Source organism: Halobacteriovorax sp. RT-2-3, assembly GCF_047085075.1.
In the GTDB taxonomy this organism is placed as follows: domain Bacteria; phylum Bdellovibrionota; class Bacteriovoracia; order Bacteriovoracales; family Bacteriovoracaceae; genus Halobacteriovorax_A.
In genome coordinates, this window is sequence record NZ_JBKIYF010000002.1 from 218,885 (window position 1) to 238,027 (window position 19,143).

General features: G+C 35.8%; 17 protein-coding genes. 2 read left to right on the forward strand and 15 right to left on the reverse strand.

The window, feature by feature from the left end; genetic code table 11:
* Window positions 1-3: 3 nt before the first annotated feature.
* From ACMAYX_RS06900 to ACMAYX_RS06930, 7 genes are all read right to left on the reverse strand, one after another.
* Window positions 4-1,728 carry an IucA/IucC family protein gene (locus tag ACMAYX_RS06900; RefSeq protein WP_412471866.1) on the reverse strand — a complete coding sequence of 575 codons (1,725 nt, stop codon included), beginning with the start codon at window positions 1,726-1,728 and terminating at the stop codon, window positions 4-6.
* Window positions 1,725-3,923, reverse strand: a complete 2,199-nt coding sequence (locus ACMAYX_RS06905) for a GNAT family N-acetyltransferase (RefSeq protein ID WP_412471865.1) — start codon at window positions 3,921-3,923, stop codon at window positions 1,725-1,727. Before ACMAYX_RS06905 ends, ACMAYX_RS06900 begins: the two co-directional genes overlap by 4 nt.
* Window positions 3,916-5,109, reverse strand: a complete 1,194-nt coding sequence (locus ACMAYX_RS06910; protein ID WP_412470157.1) for a hypothetical protein — start codon at window positions 5,107-5,109, stop codon at window positions 3,916-3,918. Before ACMAYX_RS06910 ends, ACMAYX_RS06905 begins: the two co-directional genes overlap by 8 nt.
* Window positions 5,106-6,389: a PepSY-associated TM helix domain-containing protein gene (locus tag ACMAYX_RS06915; protein ID WP_412471864.1), complete on the reverse strand. Its 1,284-nt coding sequence runs from the start codon at window positions 6,387-6,389 to the stop codon at window positions 5,106-5,108. The genes ACMAYX_RS06910 and ACMAYX_RS06915 overlap by 4 nt, the downstream gene beginning before the upstream one ends.
* Window positions 6,390-6,460: 71 nt before the next feature.
* Window positions 6,461-6,979, reverse strand: a complete 519-nt coding sequence (locus ACMAYX_RS06920) for a hypothetical protein (RefSeq protein ID WP_103218145.1) — start codon at window positions 6,977-6,979, stop codon at window positions 6,461-6,463.
* Between the two features lie 175 nt (window positions 6,980-7,154).
* Window positions 7,155-7,385, reverse strand: a complete 231-nt coding sequence (locus ACMAYX_RS06925; RefSeq protein WP_103218146.1) for a hypothetical protein — start codon at window positions 7,383-7,385, stop codon at window positions 7,155-7,157.
* A 93-nt stretch (window positions 7,386-7,478) separates the two neighbouring features.
* The gene (locus tag ACMAYX_RS06930) at window positions 7,479-7,931 is read right to left on the reverse strand and encodes an ankyrin repeat domain-containing protein (RefSeq protein ID WP_412471863.1); all 453 of its coding nucleotides are present in this window, start codon (window positions 7,929-7,931) and stop codon (window positions 7,479-7,481) included.
* A 238-nt stretch (window positions 7,932-8,169) separates the two neighbouring features.
* Between ACMAYX_RS06930 and ACMAYX_RS06935 the strand changes: the two genes are divergently transcribed.
* Both ACMAYX_RS06935 and ACMAYX_RS06940 read left to right on the forward strand, forming a co-directional pair.
* Window positions 8,170-9,087: a hypothetical protein gene (locus ACMAYX_RS06935; protein ID WP_392992608.1), complete on the forward strand. Its 918-nt coding sequence runs from the start codon at window positions 8,170-8,172 to the stop codon at window positions 9,085-9,087.
* Window positions 9,088-9,164: 77 nt separating this feature from the next.
* Window positions 9,165-9,677, forward strand: a complete 513-nt coding sequence (locus ACMAYX_RS06940; RefSeq protein WP_103218149.1) for a DUF2391 family protein — start codon at window positions 9,165-9,167, stop codon at window positions 9,675-9,677.
* Here the strand turns inward: ACMAYX_RS06940 and ACMAYX_RS06945 are convergent, their stop codons facing one another.
* The 8 genes from ACMAYX_RS06945 to ACMAYX_RS06980 all read right to left on the reverse strand — a co-directional run bounded on the left by ACMAYX_RS06945 (window position 9,678) and on the right by ACMAYX_RS06980 (window position 19,138).
* A complete protein-coding gene (locus ACMAYX_RS06945; RefSeq protein ID WP_392992611.1) occupies window positions 9,678-10,154 on the reverse strand; it encodes a hypothetical protein in 477 nt (158 codons plus the stop codon).
* Entirely contained in the window at window positions 10,147-13,263 is a 3,117-nt protein-coding gene (locus ACMAYX_RS06950; RefSeq protein ID WP_103218151.1) for an efflux RND transporter permease subunit, read from the reverse strand. Before ACMAYX_RS06950 ends, ACMAYX_RS06945 begins: the two co-directional genes overlap by 8 nt.
* Window positions 13,256-14,635 carry an efflux RND transporter periplasmic adaptor subunit gene (locus ACMAYX_RS06955; RefSeq protein WP_412471862.1) on the reverse strand — a complete coding sequence of 460 codons (1,380 nt, stop codon included), beginning with the start codon at window positions 14,633-14,635 and terminating at the stop codon, window positions 13,256-13,258. The genes ACMAYX_RS06950 and ACMAYX_RS06955 overlap by 8 nt, the downstream gene beginning before the upstream one ends.
* Window positions 14,628-15,833 (reverse strand): TolC family protein, encoded by a 1,206-nt coding sequence (locus ACMAYX_RS06960; RefSeq protein WP_103218153.1) that lies wholly within the window; start codon window positions 15,831-15,833, stop codon window positions 14,628-14,630. Before ACMAYX_RS06960 ends, ACMAYX_RS06955 begins: the two co-directional genes overlap by 8 nt.
* Window positions 15,834-15,841: 8 nt before the next feature.
* Entirely contained in the window at window positions 15,842-16,123 is a 282-nt protein-coding gene (locus tag ACMAYX_RS06965) for a metal-sensitive transcriptional regulator (protein WP_103218154.1), read from the reverse strand.
* Window positions 16,120-18,318: a heavy metal translocating P-type ATPase gene (locus ACMAYX_RS06970; protein ID WP_103218155.1), complete on the reverse strand. Its 2,199-nt coding sequence runs from the start codon at window positions 18,316-18,318 to the stop codon at window positions 16,120-16,122. The genes ACMAYX_RS06965 and ACMAYX_RS06970 overlap by 4 nt, the downstream gene beginning before the upstream one ends.
* An 8-nt stretch (window positions 18,319-18,326) precedes the next feature.
* Complete coding sequence (locus tag ACMAYX_RS06975) at window positions 18,327-18,551, reverse strand: heavy-metal-associated domain-containing protein (RefSeq protein WP_103218156.1); 225 nt, start codon at window positions 18,549-18,551, stop codon at window positions 18,327-18,329.
* A 170-nt stretch (window positions 18,552-18,721) separates the two neighbouring features.
* Window positions 18,722-19,138 (reverse strand): hypothetical protein, encoded by a 417-nt coding sequence (locus ACMAYX_RS06980; RefSeq protein ID WP_412471861.1) that lies wholly within the window; start codon window positions 19,136-19,138, stop codon window positions 18,722-18,724.
* Between the last annotated feature and the right edge of the window lie 5 nt (window positions 19,139-19,143).

The window sequence follows — 19,143 nt, forward strand, 5'->3', positions numbered from 1 at the left end:
ACCCTAACTATTTTTAACAAGAGGATTTTTAATATTACTTCCAAGCATTGGTTTAAGCCTTTCCCCTGTTTCGCTGTAACCAGCTACAAAGCGAACAGTATTAACCAATACCTTTTCAAATTCATTTCTTAATAAATTAACCTTACCAACAGGAGAACAATCGACTTGATAGTTTGCTACAACTTCACCAAGTAAGTGATAAAAGTCCTTTTCTTTAAAACCTAGACATTCTTCAACTACTCTCGAGAAGTAGCGTAAGACTGTGATAAAGTGTCCTGTGATAAGATCGTGAATCAAATACTCTGGTGGTAACTTATCAAGCTCAACACCAAAATCAGCTTCGCTATGCTTTGAATCAGATGCCATTCTAAAGTCACCATGAAAGTCTTTAATAATAAGTTTATTAGGCCTTGCACCTTTAAGAGTCAGTATCGTATTTTGTCCGTGAGCAACAAGGCCCAATCCATGTTCTACTTGTAAGTGATAAAGAGGAATGACAACAACTTCAAAGTATTCTTTTAACCATTCCTTAGTACCTAGCCCCGATAATTTAATATATTCACTAACAAGAGATTGGTTATCTTTAGTGAATAATAGTGCCGCTGTAGGAATTGCGAGCTCATCATCAGCAATCTTATTCTCTACACTTTCTCGCCATACACACCCAAGTAATTCCTTATAGCGATATGAGCCACCGTCGATACGGTTAAACTCAGGTAGCGGACAGCTCATTGCTGCAACTTCTTTTAATATATCGACCTTATCAGCAAGAAAGCTATCTGACTTAATGATGCTCTCAACCTTCTGTGATAAAAGATGACCTTTTGAGATATATTTTTGAGGAATTCCTCTAACACTAGATGTATTTAAAATTGAAATTGCGACTTTTAAGTCAAATTTACTCTCACGAGAATTAGAAGATAAGGTTCTAATAGAAACCTGTGGAGTATATTCTCTTCCCATGATTCCAAGTGGTATAAGCGCATTTTGATAAATTAAGTGTGCAAATTGAACACTTATATATTTACTCCACTGCCAAGGATGTACAGGGATGAAAACAAAATCATCACTATTTGCGCCAGTTTCATGAACTAGCCCTTTAGCAAATTCAACTTCGCTGATCGACAGGGAGTCTTTATAGAGATCATTTAGATTTAATTGTTCTTGATCAAGGCCTAATTCAAGATACTCTTTTTTTATTGCACACCAATGTAGCTTGTAGCTGTTTCGTGTTTCTGGTGCATATTTTAAGAGTTCATCACTTCCCCATCCGAGGCGTCCCTTATTCATAATAACTTTTGGGTGCCCTGAAAGAATTTGATCAATTTTATTAAAATTAAACTGTGCAATCTCATTAAGAGAAAGATTCTCTAGAGAGTGATAATGAAGGATATCTCCATAAATAGTCTGATTACCTTCTTCGATAAATTGTGCCAATGTTTCATCACTCATCTTTGTAAGGTATTGAGTCTCGTAGAAGAAATCTGCCAGAGTAAACTCCACGATAACCTTTTCACCACTTACTTTATGAAAAGTACTTTTATCAATTTGAAGGTTTCCCCATGCACCAATACGGCCATGAAAACTATAATAGATGCTATCATTTATCCTAAAATAAAAACGATCATCAATAAACTCAACATTAAATAGTTCTTCAAACTGAAGTTCTTCAATGGCCTTAATGATTAGGTTTTTATGTAATTCATAGAATAGCTGAGTATTGATCATGATTGAACCTCGCGCAAAAACCTTGTACGATCAGCTTCTAAGAGATTTGATGTTTTATGTGGAAAATCAAAAACTCCTCTATGTTCCCATCCCGGAAGAAGCCTTGCTAAAGTTAAGACCTTCTTATTATCAACACGAGGCTCCCCCCACACCTTTTGAGTTCTTTCATCATCTTCAAATAAGAATTTAGTTAAATGAAAAATTGAATCAAAAACGGCACGAGTACCTAAGAACTTCTCTTCTCCAATTAAAATGTGGATTCCTCTATCATATAGTGAAGCATCACAATAAGGAGCAATCCTATCATCAAAGCTCCAATAAACTTCGAAGTATCCAGCTTGTTCTCCATCGATATCCACAATCATTGGAAGTTGGTATGGAGAATCTTTCAGGCCCTGTACATAAGCTCTTAGTTCCTCTATCGACTTATTCATTTCCCAAAATTCATAAACATACTTCTTATTATGCCATTCATGAAACTTTGCAAGATCTTCATTCAAATCAAATGCACGAAGAGTTATCTCGTGATTATGCTTAGATTTTGCACGATAAAGTTCGCCTTCATAGACACGAGGTTTTCTTAGAAGAGTACTAATAGGATTAGGTATTTTATTATATATATCCCAAGGGTTTTCAATTGTATTTTCGTTAATATTGCTTACACAACATCTGAAATTCCCTTTTTGATAGAGAAAGTCACTGTTAATCAAATAATTTAGAAATGTTGATTTATGATGCGCTTTAAAAATAAAATTTCTAAATTGTCCTAAATGAAATAGCTCGGCCTTAGCATCACCATTTGCAAGCGAGATAATGGTATTAAATACTGAGTTGATAATTAAGTAGTATGTATATACTTTGTTAACATCATCAGGTGAAAGAATATTTCCCTTTGTGCCACTAATAAATTCATACTTAGAACCAAATTTTTCCACACTCTTTGTTGTAAATCCAGTCCCCTGACAATCACGGTATATTGTCCCAACAGGTAACCCATCTTTCATTTTTAGGATGATATTTTGCATATGAGCACCTAGAAGAATTCCGTGCTCTTCAGAAAGAGTAATAAACTCCCCTATGACATTTTCAAGAAAGGCTTCAAACCAGTACTTTCTTGCTAAAAAGATATTCCCGCAAGCCTTCTTTGCATTTCCCTCTACTAAGCTTAAAAGATGTGACTTTCCTGTATAAGGATTCTCTTCAGCAAGGCTACCTAGTAGAAAACAATTATCTGTCTCAAAATTTTCACGTAACTGAATTGTCGATTCAATAATAGCATTACCATCTTGTCCCTTAAGAGCAACATAGAATGGTTCATAAAGAATATGAAATTTATCACTAAAGTTTGCGACCCCTTCATTTTTGAATACAGTTTCCATCTGCATTCCACGAATAGCTTCTTCTGGTTGAAGATGCCTAATCGAGTTTGTTAGCTTTACATCCATTGAATACTTAACTAAGAAAGGTGCTCCATATGAATATAGAGACCTAAGGGAAGAAAGTGCATACCAATCATTAACACCACTTGCAACTTCCACTATGCCATTAACTAATTCTTTCTCTTTTAAACGACGCCACTGCCAAGGATGCATTGGAATATAGACGAAAGAGTCATCGATATCTTCTAAATCAAATTGAGCAAGCTTATTCATAGCTGTAGAAACTGCAAATAGCTCTGCATTAGTATGGATTGATTCTTCTCTACACTTTATCCAGATCAACTTAAATCCATTAGAGAATTCAGGTGAATAAAGCTTGAGATCCTCTTCACTCATTCCCTTTTTACATTTAGGATAAGGGTGAAATGGATGTCCAAGAAGCATCTTTTGTTCACTAGTAAGGTAGCTATCAATATTCACTTGTGGATTATATTTAAGAATCAACTCGATATTATCGCGAGAGTTAATTATATTTTCGATAAAAGTAGAATCAACATTAGAAAAATTAGGCACTAAGTGAACAAGCATCTCATCAAAAGTGAGCTTTGTTTTATTGAAGTAAATATCACCAGTATAACGATGCCCACCGAGAGGAGAATATGACTCAAGTTCAAAAACAAGATCACCAATCAATACATCACTATTTTCAACATCAACTTTAACAAGATTATCTTCTGAATAATCTCTTATCATTGAGTTAACTAATGCACGAATACTATATTTATCAGCAAGCTGCCTATAATTTATATTAACCATTAGTCGCTCCGCTTAGTTCTTCGCTCGTATCTGAAGTACTGTATTTGAAACTTATTGAGATCGCCCCTACTACTAAGGCCACAAATAGAAAAAGAATATAATTTGTAAAGTTGTACTTAATAATTACACCTGACATTATCGCTCCAAGAGCGTTGCCTAGGGTTTGATAAAAACTGATCTCACTGGCAACAATCTGCTTTGGAGAACTAGGGTTCAAGTTATAAATATGTCCCATATATAAAATTGGAATAATAGCAGCTCCAAATGAGAATAGAAGGATGAATCCGTAAAGTGTTTCTAAGCTATTTACTCTAGAGAATGAGTAGAAACTAAATAAAAGAGAAACAATTGCCAAAGTAGAGAATATTTTAGAGTTAATAAGTTTTAACTTCTTTAAAATTAACTGTGTAAGAATTATGACAAGAGATGCAAGAGTTAGTAGCCAATAGATAGTAGCTGATTGCTTAATTTGGCCGATTAATATGTCTCCAACCACACTCGTGATACTAGTGTGAAAAAATGAAGTCATAAATGTATAAATCAATGGAATAAAAAGAAGTGGCATTATCAATTGCTTAGTATCAGAATCTTTCTTTCCAGCGATAGTTTGAATTTCGTTGATTCCGCTCTTAAAATCAAATGGAATTGTTAAAAGAAGCATAACGATCAAAACCACTAAGCTCAAATTGAGATTAAATGCGAGAAGTCCACCTAGTACCAATCCAACAAGCCTTCCAGCATTTAGAAAAATAGTTGTTTCAAGAATACCACTATGAGTATCTTTGTATCGGCCAATCTTAACAATTTGAGAAAAAGGAATAATAGAGCTTGCACTCAATGCATAAATAATTCGAGATATAACAAAGAAAATGAGAGACAGCCTAACATTACCAGAAGTAAATGTTGCTAAAAGGGCCAGATTCGACATGAGCAATCCAAACTGAGCAATTCGATAGATAGTCTTGGCCTTAAGTTTAGAAAAAAGTGCGGCCCACTCCTTTGTCATAAAAAGAAAGAAGAAGATCGAAAACCCATAGATAATTATGATTGATGTAATATCAAGATTCGTTACCATAGCAATTTTCGGTATAAGACCAAGAAGTATAGTTTGGGCCGCACCAAAAACAAAACAAAGGCATGAGATGGCCTTAGTAAAATTGTCACTTATTTGAAGTTGAGAACTCAAGAGATACTCTCCTTCTGAATTCTCTTCTTTTTTCTTAGAGAAGAAATAAAAACTATCAAATCACGCCAAGAGAAAACTAAGTAGACTAAAAATAGTGCACTTAAAATCCATTTAAAATCAGAAGTAACAAAGAAAATGACAAAAACAAATAAGCTAGGAAGTAGAATCTCAGTAAACGAAATATTTACATCACTTATTAAATAACCATTATACTGCTCACTCCTTGCTACTAAGTATTTTTTTCTAAATAAGAAAATATAGATTCCACTAATTGGTATAAAAGAAGAAATAAGACCGAAAAGACTCCAAATAATCTTAAGAATGACTCCACCATAATCGCCAAAGTGCAGAGGTTCTGAAAGAATGAGAAGTTCTAAGTACCATGGTAACGTTACTGTGCGGTTTAACTTTCCTGTTATTCCATCAATATAAGCGATCTCGTGATGATGACTTTCATTTTCCATCAATACAACAAATTGATTTGGTACTGAGAATTCATTATCAGGAAAAGAAATAAAGTCATATTCTAAATGAGCAAGTTTTGATTCTAGTTCTTTTAAAATTATTGTGACCGATACATACTTTGCATTTTCGATGACAATTGCATTCTCTTGCTGGGCCTTTACATTTCCTCTTAAAAAGAGACCAATTAATGTACTATTGAATGCTAAGATCGCTCCAGTAAAAGTAACAATAAAAAGCCATGCAAGTGTTTTAACGCCGATTATTTTATGAAGACGCCCAAGCATAATTCGAGAGTTCATTGTTCTTACGTTACGGTAGAACTTATTTGCAATAAAAGCACCACTTAGAAGAGCAACGAGAAAGAACACTCCCATAAGCCCTATTAAAATTTTACCTTTTCCACCTAAGAGTAACTCACGATGTAGCTTTAAGACGAAATCAATAAAGACCGTAGGCTTGACTTGATTTGATGTCAGCACATTACCAGCAAGATCAAATTTTAATCTTGTTGCACCTTTAAACTTTTCAACACCTGGCTCTGTTATTCGTGCTTGAATATCACCATCATCACCTTTAAAAATTGAAAGTACTTTTTTATCTTTGTAAATTTCATTTTCATGTATGTAATTTTCAATTTTTGAAAGAGAGGATTGATCTGAAACAAAAGCGCTCTGCTGTTCTACCGAATGAACAGGAGATAATTCGTGACGCCAAACGAGAACAACTCCTGTTAAGCCTAACAAGAGAAAGTTAATCGCTAGGACTAAGCCTAGAATACGATGAATTTTTAAAAATTTTCTTACTAATGAACTCATAAAATTAAGTAAAAAGCAGGAACCTTATACTTTCTTACGAAAGAAAGGCCCTGCTTAATATCAAGGATTTTTTATAGTCTTTTATAAACCATAAAATCGATACCAATATGTGTTGCACCTTCGCCGCAAACTTCAGCTGCACCAGTTGCAGGAACCATAATTGTTGCGTGGTGAGGGTGTCCCCAGTATAGGTAATCATTGTTTGCAAGCTGAGCATCAAGAACTGCCTTACCTTCTGAACAATCTGCTGAAGCATCAACCTTAGAGAAAGCTCTTGAATCGACTAGGTCAATTGTAGAAGCTGCGTTGTCTGCAAATAGGATTGAAGAGTATGAACACTCAACACCATCTACATTCTCAAAAGTTGCCTTGATTAGAATATTATCTAGTGTGTAATCAGTTGAAAGCTTTTCAAATTTAACATTCATGTTGTTGTGAGAAGCGGGTGCATTTGTGTAGTCAGTAAATGCTGCACATACATAACCTTTATGCTGTGCAAGCCATCTCTCACCTTCAAGAACAAGGTCAGTGTTTGCGATAGCTGAAACTGATAGTAGTGATAATAAAGCTATAAGTGATTTTTTCATCATGTTTATTCTCCTTTAAGTTTATGAAGAATAAATATCTGAACGAGTTTGAGGTGTCAAACAATAATCTACATATTTAAACAAATGATTGCTAACAAAGACACTTTTTGAAATAAATACATGAAATTTGGTGGAAGTGGCCCTATTTGGAGACATCAACAGGGCCTCTTTGTTAGATTTAGCGAATTGGATCACGCCCTTCGATCTTACTAAGGATGCGAGTTTCGCCAGACTTTTTAAACTTTGATTTAAATGAATTAGAAGAATGAACAACTTCATTCTCTAGGTTACGATGAGAGCTCACCTCTTGTGAATCGTATTTATGTTCACAAAGGGATTCAGCTGTTGCCGAAAGGCTCACCATACTTGCACCAATAATTAGTGTCGTAAATAATGTATGAACTTTCATATCCATCTCCTTTGATGATTAATTATCCGTTAACTAATCTTCGCAAGAAATAGGATTAAAATAAAATACTGAGTCTTTATGGCGCCATAGACATTACCTATTAAACCATGAAATGGACTTAAGTCCATTTTTGACGAGGCCATAATAGCTCTTGATTCGATCATTTTGAAAATGGTGTGTTTCACTAATAAATGAGACTATTTTTTTTCGATTAAATGCCATTGCCCAATCATGTGCACTCATTCCAGAATCATTTATTTCGCAAAGCTTTGCTCCATATTGAATAAGTAATTTTACGATTTTTAAATCACCTTTTAAGCAAGCTAGCATCAATGCAGTATTGCCAAGGCCGTCTTTAGCGATTGGATTTGCTCCAGCGCTAAGTAGTGTATGACAAAAGTCAAAGTGACCACGTTGGGTAGCCTCTAAGAGTGGCGTATAACCTTTTTCATTTTTGACCTCTAAGTTACATTCTTCATTTGTGAGTAAGTAAATACTTAACTCACCTACATCACCACTTCGTGCCCAATCAAAAATTTTAGTCATAACTTCTCCTGATAGATAATTCTACGGAGAAGTCATCTCGTCTATAAAGTGAAGAAGGGATAAGATTAATTAAGCCCCTTAATTGTTATTTGCCTATTATTTATTGAATTAAGCTATATTGGTGCCGTACGCAAAAATCTTTCTTGTTGTATATTAAGATTTTATTAAGAATTTCATTGATCTTTTACATCAGTCTTTAGACAATATTAGTCTATAAAAACATACACATGGAGTGATTATGAAAAAGAACATTGCACTTGCAATCTTTATGCTAGGGCTGGGACTTTCAAACGCGCAAGCAGAAGAAAAGAAAACAACTACTGATAAAAAGGATATCGATGAAGAGATTACAAATGCTCGTATGAGAGCTGAATCTGGATCGAAATCTCCACTGAGCATGAGTCTCTCACTTGGTTACAATGGTGGATCTCTTGATGACCCATTTGGTAAAGAAAGACCAAATATTTATGCTGACCCAGAAAACGAAACTGAAACATCGATGAGTGGATCAATCTCTGGTCGTTATAGACTTTCTAAGAATGATTCTATTACAGTTGGTGCTGGTTACTCAGTTCTAACGCCATTTCACCACGCTAAAGGTGACATTTCTAACCCATACATTGGTTACTCTCGTGTTTACACAATCGCAGGTATCCAAACAATTACGTCAGCAGATTTAACTTTTGGTACAAAAGATTCATACAAGAATCAAAATCTAGATCAAATTCTAGGTGTATCTCAGTATATGATGAAAAAATTTGGAGACTCAGGTTGGACTCTTGGTGCAAGTGTTTCAGCAAGCTTTTACTTCTCTGGTGGTCTAGCTGACTCTAAGTACAGAGCTGACTTTCAAGCAAAAACAGGACAACCATTCTTAAAAGACTACCAGACAGAAATGGCAATTGGTCTTTACCCTCAACTTGAATACGTATTCAATGATACTTTCTCATTCAGAACAGTATTTGGTTACTTTAACTACCAAAAATCAAGAGGAAAAGATGCAAAACTTCTTAGAGCTTACGAATACCAATCAGTTGGTGTAGGTATCTCTGTTACTCGTGATATTTACCTTTACCCAAATATCCAATTCCTTGCTGATGACTTTGACAAAGACAAAACAAACTTCGGTTTCTCAGCAACAATTAACTTATTCTAAATTAAAGTTAATATACAGGCCCGGTTATCCGGGCCTTTTTTTTTGCTTAAATTCCAAAATCTCTCTATAATTTTAATATGGATGTTTTTAAAGGTTTAAAGAATACACATACTGAAATCAAACGAATCAATGGCTACCTCAAAGAAGTTGTTACATTCTTAGATGATACCGGTAAGCCAATTGGTCATGTTATCAATCCACTAATGGTTGAATTAAGACTACGTGATGTCTCACAAATTTTTGTAGGGGCCTTTCTTGTGGCCTCACCATTGTGTTTTACTGAAGAAGTATGGAATCTTAGTGTAAGTTTGAAGTTTGATAATATCTATTATCTACTAGCATCTTCAATTGTTATTGTTACTTGCTTTGTCTACTTTAACTTCTACCGATTTAAGCTTAAGGGAAATGTTGCAGAGTTTATTAAGAGAATTTTTGCGATTTACTTAATCACAACTTCCAGTGTTGTATTCATTCTATTTTTGATTGATAAATTTCCCGTAATGACCGATCCAATTCTAGCTTTTAAACGCACAGTAATTATTGCATTCCCAAGCATCTTTGGAGCGGCCATCACAGATTATTTGAAGTAATTAGAACTTAGTATCTTTTTGTCCACAGTGTGGCATATTTGATGCATATGGATTGTGAACTTTATCCTGTTTAGATGAGTTTTGTACCCACTTCTTCTTAACCATAGGACATGAGTAAGCATTATACTTCTCACCTACATCATATGTATTAATGATATGAATTAGTGCCATTGAAACTAAGTGGTAACTTTGATTGTTTTCAGCAGTTGTTTTTGAAGCTTGAATTTCAGAAAGCTTTGTTTTTGAAAAAGTTAGAAGCTTCTTAATTTTCTCATCACTAATCTTATCAATTGCTGTTGAAAGCTTCTTTGCAGCTTCCTCAACTTTTGCCCCATCGTATTCAAAGAAGCTTGCATGAAGTGTTTCATTTAATTCGAGAACTTTAACAACTTCTTTTTTTGTGTTTGGTGCCATCTCAATACGGCCAGCAGCAAATAAATTAAAAGCAATCATACTTACAATAATAAATTTATTCATGTGTTTCTCCTTTAAGGTTCTTTTGTTCAAAATATGAATATGTAATAGGAACAACAAATAATGTAATTAACTCAACAAGCATCCCTCCAAGCGTAGGAATGGCCATCGGCTTCATAACTTCGCTTCCTGTACTTGTCGACCACATAATAGGAACTAAGGCCACGACAGTCGTTGTCGTTGTCATAACAAGAGGTCTAATACGTCTAGAACCTGCATTGACGATTACTTCCTTAAGCTCACTCCAATTTCTTGGTTTAATTGTTTTAAACTCTTCTTGCAGATAGGTCATCATAACGACACCATCATCGACAGCAATACCAAATAAGGCAATAAAACCAACCCAAACGGCAACAGACGTATTAAAGCCTCCAATCCAAAGCAGAATTAGACCACCTGCAAATGCGATTGGAACGGCACTAAAAACAATTGCAGCATTACGTAGATTTTTAATCCCAAAATAAATAATGATTAAATTTATAACAAGCGCTAGAGGAACAAGAAGCATCAGTCGATTATTAGATCGTACCTGATTTTCATATTGCCCGGCCCAAACTAAAGAATATCCTTTAGGGAGTTCTACTTTTTCTTCTACCGCCTTCTTAGCTTCTTCCACAAAACCAATTAGATCACGATCTTGAACATTTAAAAGTACAAGTGAGCGCAGCATTCCATCTTCAGATTGAATCATAGCAGGACCAGTTACAACTTCAATCTTAGCAAGCTGTTCTAATGGAATATGCTGACCAAGTGGACTAGGTACAAGTACCTTCTTTAACTCGTCAATACGATCTCTTAGCTCTTTCTTATAACGTACGCGAATTGGAAATCTTTGTCTGCCATCATAAAATTGCCCGATCGTCATACCGCCGACTGCAGTTTGAAGAATTTTATTTATCGTTCCAGTATTAATCCCATAGCGACTTGCGGCCACACGATCAATATCAAATTCAATATAAGGTTTACCTGTGATCTGTTGTGCATAGACCCCACTTGCACCTTTGATGCCCTCAAGAACATGGCCAATTTCTTGTCCAATCTTTTCTAGCTTTTCGAGGTTATCCCCAAAGATTTTCACACCAATTTGCGTTTTAATTCCTGTAGAAATCATGGCGATTCTATTCTCAATTGGAAATAGCCACGCGTTTACAAGGCCAGGAACTTGTAGCTGTTGATCAAGCTCAGCCATAATATCGTAAATCGAAGTTCCACTTGGCCACTGATCTTGAGGGATAAGTTTTACAACTGTTTCAAACATTGCAACTGGAGCAGGATCGAGTGCCGTTTCAGCACGCCCTAGTTTTCCTATCGCACTCGCAACAAGAGGATGCTTAACTAGCTCCTTGTCTGTATAGGCCAAAAGCTCTCGTGCCTTTGTCATCCCAACATCAGCAGTAGTTACAGGCATATAAAGAATTTCCCCCTCATTAAGTGAAGGCATAAACTCTTTACCAAGTTGAGAATATGCAATTCCTCCGAGGATGAAAATTAGAGTTGGGAAAATTGCAAAGAACTTTCGATTATCCAGAAGCCAACTAAGCACTGGCTGATAAGTATTAATAATTTTTAAGCTGACAGGGTTTTTCTCTATCGGCTTAAGCTTTCCTTTTAAGAAGAAAACACTTAGGGCCGGAACAAGAATAATAGCAACCACAACAGAGCCAAACATTGCCAGTGTCTTTGCCCAAGCAAGTGGACCAAAGAGTTTCCCTTCACTTCCTTCTAATCCAAATACAGGTAAGAAAGTTACAATTGTTGTGGCAACAGCTGTTAAAATAGCTGGACCAACCTCACGGGCTGCCTTAACTACAATTTCAACACGCTCAGACTTAGAAAGATCTCGATCTTCACTTGCAAGGCTTGAATAGATATTTTCAGTCATGATAATACCCATATCCACCATTGAACCAATAGCAATAACAAGCCCAGATAAACTCATAACATTAGAGTCAATACCAATAAATTTCATGAGAATGAAACTTATACCAACACCAAATGGTAGAGTTAGCGATACTAAGATTGAAGATTTAAAGTGAAGTAAGAATAGTAAAATAACAATAACAGTTATCACAATCTCTTGCGCTAAGGCAGAATAAACTGTTCCAATTGTTCTTTCAATTACCTCTGTTCGGTCGTAGAAAGGACTAAAAATAACGCCTTTTGGAAGTCCGGCCTTAACAATTTCAATTTTCTCTTTTACATTATCAATGACTTCTTTTGGATTTTCTCCAAATCGCATTGTAACGATACCACCAACAGCTTCTGTTCCGTCTTTATCAAGTGCTCCACGACGAAAAGCAGGACCTGTACCAACACTTGCCATGTCTTTAATTCGAATAGGAGACTTATTCTTTACAGCAACGACAACATTTTCAATATCTGTAAGTGACTTGAAGAATCCTTTACCACGAACAATAAATTCACGATCACCATCTTCAATAACTTCTGCTCCAACATCAATATTACTATCTTGAATAGCTTGAATAATAGATGTCAGATGAATGTCATAGGCAATAAGTTTATTAGGATCAACATCGATTTGATACTCTTTAACAAATCCACCAATACTTGCGACTTCACTTACTCCCTCCACACTTTGAAGAAGATAACGAACGTAGAAGTCTTGTAATGTTCTCAACTCTTCTAATGACAACGGCTTTTCATTATCTGAAGCGTTCTCGAGTGTATACATATAAACTTGGCCAAGACCTGTTGCATCCGGTCCCATTGCAGGATTTACGCCTTCAGGTAGTTCATTCTTTGCACTTGTAAGCTTTTCTAAAACACGAGATCTCGACCAGTAAAAATCAACATCATCATTAAAAATGACATAAATCGTAGAGAAACCGAATGCAGAAGTTCCGCGAATATTTTTAACTCCAGGAATTCCCTGAAGAAGAACACTTAAAGGATAAGTAATTTGTTCTTCAATATCCTTAGGTGATCTTCCTGCCCAATTTGTGAAAACAATTTGCTGATTTTCTCCAATATCTGGAATTGCATCAATTCGTGCTGTCGATAAGCTAAAGACAGAAAGTAGTGCAACTAAGATAAAGATTAGTACTACAGTGACACGATTTCGAATGGATAATTCAATAATATTCTTAATCATTAGTATGCCCTTGATGAGGATCAGATGTACTCATATCCTCATATCCACCAAAAAGTTGTGCTTGAGCATCAAGAAGAAAGTTTCCTTCGATAACAACTTGATCCCCATCTTTAAGTCCCTCTTTAACCTCAACATAGCCTTCTGACTCATGCCCCGTTTTAATAACGATTGACTTAAACTCTTTATCACTAACCTTTACCCATGCAACTTTTCTCTTTCCAGTATCAATAACAGCAGATCGTGGAATTACGAGAGGCATTCCCTCTAATTCAAAAGTAATTTGAGCATTTGCAACCATTCCAGGCTTTAGTTTCCCTTCCTCATTTTGAATCGTAGCGCGAACCTTTAATGTTCGAGACTGCTGATCAAGAACAGGGCTAATAAAATCCACCTCACCCTTTGTCGTCTTTCCAGGGATTGCAATAAATTCTAATTCAACAGTTTGACCTAATTGTACTAGGGCAGAATCCTGCTCATAGACATCGAGTTCGACCCAAACATCACTTAGGTTTGAAAGTTCAAAGAAGTTTTGTCCTTCTTTAAAATATGTACCAACTGTAGCACTTCTTTTTTGTACAATTCCTGTAGCAGGCGAATAGATTGTGATCTTATTCGGAACAGCACCAGACTTTGCCCATGCTTCATATTGTTCTTTTTTTATCCCCCACAGCTCAAGTCTTTCCTGACTTTGTAAATAAAGATCACGGAACTCACGTCCTTTATTCTTTAAGTATGTCTTTCGAGCTAGAATGTATTCTTCTCCTGCTGAAATTAATTTTGGACTGTAAATATCAACAACTGGATCACCTGTTTTAACAAAACTTCCTGTTGATTTCACATATACTTTCTCAACACGGCCATCGATTCTTGCCGGTATATTACTTTCCTTTTCTTCTGATTGGAGTACTTGACCTAGAAGTCTAATTTTCTTAGTCATCTTCATTGTCGTTACAGGAAAGTAAGATGGATTAAAATGTTTTAGTTGAGACTTTCTAAGTTTCACACTAGCAACAACTTTAGAAGCATTCTCTTTTTGTGTATTAACTTTAACCATTGGAGACCCATCCATTGGACAGACATCTTCTTTCTCACTTGTTACATCTGGAAAGTCCTTACAACGCCAAAGATCCTTTTTTGGTTCATTTTGTGTCATGGCAGAATGGTCATGATCATCTTCAACTTCAACTTTAGTTAAGTTCATATGACAGATTGGACACTTTCCAGGCTTATCTTCCTTAATCTGTGGGTGCATTGAGCATGTATAATAAGTTTTAACCTTAGATTCACTATGTGTACTAGTTTCCTCTTTCGGCGAACAAGCAACAAATCCTAAAAGTGTTGTGAAAGTAATAATTTTAAGTAATTTATTCATAGAGAGACTCTCCAAGAGTGTATTTATAATCAACTTTAGAAGTTGCTAATTGTGCTTCTAGCATGACTTTTTTTAATAAAATTGTTTGCAGTCGCAATTCACTCTGCAAAAGCTCTACATATGAGCTATTGCCACGACCGTAAGATTTTGAAGTGATTGATCGCGAGTTTTTAGCGAAGTTTACAGACTTCTTAGTAATAATTTGTAACTCCGCTTTTAATTTCTCAATATCATCTTTAATAATATTTAAATCACGATTCTTCTTAAGCTTGTAATCTTCCAATTTCTTGATTGCGGCATAGCGATTTGCAACAGCTGCACCTTTTCCACCACTTTTGTCATCTGAAACCGGAATAGGAAATGTTATTTGTGCTCCAACGAAGTCACCATTCTTATCTATTTCATCTGAACGAAATGTATAACCTAAAGAGACTGTAATATCTGGAATATAAGCAAGATTAGCTTGTTCAACAGCAAACTCTCCTGCGATCTTTCCTTCTTCGAGGGCCTTAAGACGATTATCTTTTATATCCTCTTTCATAGACTTATCTAATAAACTCCAAGGAACACTTTTGTAATCAAAGCTAGTAGCACGATCTCCAAGTAAGTATTTGAGCTGTGCCTTATTCTGTTTTAATTCGAAAGTCTTATTACTTAGTTCACTTTCAATTTCTGACTTTCTAATTTGAATATCAAGTAGAGCTTGCTGAGTAATGCGTCCATTTGAATAGAGCTTCTTACTTACTTTCAGAATATTATTAATCCATGCTATGTTTTCTTTTAAAATGAATAGCTCGCTTTCAATTTTACGATTCCCAATAACATTTCCCCATAGGGCCTTAACAAGTGCTTGCTCATAATCAAGTGCAGAAAAATTCATGGCCCTTGCTTGAGCATTCATACTTTCAGATGCTTTGCCGTACTTGTTGGAAAGAGCAATCTTCTGAGAAATACCTAGCTCTAGGCCAGTCATTGGAGTTTGGTTGTAATCGAGAGTCTCCACCGGAAAGTTCTTAGCAGCAACCTTAAACATTGGGTCTCCCCAAGAACTTTTTTGTTTTGAAGACTCAACTAGAGATTTAGCACTTCCCTTAATGGCCTCAACACTATTGTGATTAGCTAATTCTCCAACGGCTTGCTTAAAGCTGAAGGCCATGGTGCTAGTAGAAATACAAATGATTAAAGCAGACTTAAACATAATAAAACCTATGACTTTGCTGATTTTTTTAGAAGTTCCATGATCTCACTGATTTTTTCTTCAGAATCCTTTTCAGAACCTGATTTGATGGCCTTCATAACACAACTATTCAAATGTGATTCTAGAATCACATGTTCAAGCCCCTTTAGAGCACTTCTTATGGATTTAATCTGAGTAAGAATATCAACACAATACTTACCATCTTCAATCATATTCTTAATTCCACGAACTTGACCTTCAATACGATTAACTCTTGTTAATGTTGATTTGTGATCTGGGTGCTTACTCATATTAATTTCCTTATTCTTAAACTATTTGAAACAACTGAAATACTACTTAGTCCCATGGCAACACTTGCAAGTACTGGAGGCATTGTCGGCCCACCGAAGATAACAAGCACACCAGCGGCAATTGGAATTAGTAATGTATTATAAATCATTGATAAGAAGAGATTTTGCTTGATGATCTTCATTGTCCCTTTAGCAAGTTCAATGAATTCAACTGCCTTGGCTATATCACCTTTAACAATCGTCACATCTGATGCACTAATAGCAACATCAGTTCCAGTTCCCATTGCCATTGAAAGATTTGCCTTTGCGAGAGCTGGCGCATCGTTAATTCCATCACCAATCATAGCAACCTTACGTCCTTCTTTTTGTAGACGCTCAATTTGAGAAGCTTTTCCAAGAGGCAGTGCTCTAGCGATAAAGTGATCAACACCCACTTCTTCACTAACACTTTTTGCAACGATTTCGTTATCACCAGTAATCATCCAAGTCTCAATTCCAAGAGATTTGAAATGATCGATGGCCTCTTTCGCACTAGGCTTAATCTCATCACCTACAATCAGTGTAGCAACATGTTCTTTATTTCGAGCAACAAAGATGAAACTTCCGATCTTATCCGATTCCAAATCAACATCGCGTTTGATTCTTAAATCATCTAAGAGCGACTCGTTTCCAATTTGGTATTCGATATCGTCGATATCAGCGATAATTCCCTTACCTTTTATAACTTCAAAACCATCTGGTTCATTTAAGTTAACACCTTTTTCTTTTGCAAAATTTAAAACGGCCTTTGCAAGAGGGTGCTCTGAAAATTGCTCAATAGAAGCAAGGTGAGCAAGAATTTGTTTTTCATCCTCCCCTTCTTTATAAAGTGAATCAATAACACTTGGGCGTCCAAATGTAATTGTCCCTGTTTTATCAAAGATCACTGTATCAATTTCAACGGCCTTCTCAATCACTTCTCCTCCACCAATAAGGAGACCTTTTAAAGAGGCTCGACCAGTTGAAACAACAACAGCAGTAGGTGTTGCGAGTCCAAGAGCACAAGGACAGGCAATAACAAGAACTGCAATAAAATTAGAAATTGAATTCCCCCATCTTGGCTCTCCTCCATAGAAGTACCAAGCAAGAAAAGTCACAACAGCTATAACAATAACCACTGGAGTGAAGACTCCACTAATTTTATCTGCATATTTTTGAATATTTGGTTTAGAAGACTGGGCCTCTTCAACGAACTTGATAATTTGAGAAAGGAAAGTATCACTACCAACTTTTGTGGCCTTATAATCAATAACGTGATCACCATTGATTGTTCCAGCAAAGACTTGCTCCCCCTCTCCTTTAGTGACAGGTAGAGGTTCTCCAGAAATCATCGATTCATCAATAGCACTACTACCTTTAATGATCTTCCCATCAACTGCAAATTTCTCACCAGGACGAACTCTTAAAGTATCCCCAGCCTGAACTTCACTGATAGCAACTTCCACAAATGAGTCACCTTTTAAGATCGTCGCTTTTTTTGCTGACAATTTAAAGAGATCATTAAGGGCCTCTTTCGTTTTCTTCTTCGCTCTTTCTTCAAAGTACTGTCCTAAGAAAACAAATGAAGTAATGAATCCAACGGCTTCAAAATAGACTCTAGTTGTTAAGCCTAGTTCAACACTTAAATTTGTAAATACTGTGATAAAAACACTATAAAGAAAAGCCGCTGTTGTCCCTAATCCAATAAGGGTATTCATATTGGAGCGACCACTTTTTAGAAATTGTAGAAGTGAGCGTTGGAATTTTAAACCAATCCATGCCCAAATTGGAGTCGTTAAAACTAGCTGAATATACCAATTAGCTTTTTTACTTGGCCATCCTTTAAGTGGTCCCATCTCAAACATAAAGACCGCAATAGCAAGAGTCATCCCAATCACAAACTTATGGAAATTATCCTTTTCAATTGATTTTACAGGAGCTGACTCACTTAGCATCTCTTCTTCGGATTGAATTGTATAACCAAGTTCAACAATTTTATTTTCAATATCATCTAAGACATTCTTATTCTCAAATTCAAAGTGACCACTTTCAATTGCATAATTTACACTTGAAAGTTTAACTCCATCAATTTTTGAAACTTCACTTTCAATAGAAGCTGCACAACTTGCACAGCTCATACCTGAAATTTTTAAGTTTACACTATTTTGTGTTTCCACTCAGTCTCCTAAGCCTCAAGTTTTTTCATGCTTGTTACAGGAAATCCGATTTCCCCTAGCATTGACTTGATTTGCATATTTGAAAAACCTTGCTCTCCACTAACAAGAACTTCCTGGTTTTCGATATCAACATTTATATTTGTCACTCCTGTAAGCTCCTTTAGTTGCTTTTCAACCTTACCTACACATCCCCCACACTTAATTCCACTGACAACAAATTTAACTGTTTTCACTTCATCTCTCCTCTCTAAGAATAACTAAAACCATATACCCCTATAGGGTATATTAAAATATTACGCCTCTCCTAAAAATAAAGCAATTAAAGATTGGTTAATTGACATAGAAATGACAAAGGCCCTAAGAAAAGGGCCCTAAGTGACTGAATTAATTTATATCTAAATAGTTATTTCTGACTCGGTAATTTGGGGCCAACAAAACGATCATCATTATAGACCATATCAACACTTGAAGGGCCTCGTAATTCATCAACGGTTTTATGGGCCAATAATGCTACGATCATCTCATCTGGTTTCATTTGATTAAAAATATGTCCAATAATTGATTTTCTGAGCTTGTCATCATCTTCACAACAAATAAGCTCTCTAATACTAGGTCCTGCTACTTCATTCGACTTTACCTCTATCACTGTTTCCTCTTGTATGGGGCCGACAAATTCTTGTCCAAACTCCTGAACTTCAAGACAGCGAACTTGTGCAACTTCACCACAGCGAAGTAAATTATCCAATTGCGAGTCCTGTGCGAAACTAATTGACGAATATGCCAGTGCAAAATAGAGAATACCGAATTTAATCAAGATCATGCTTC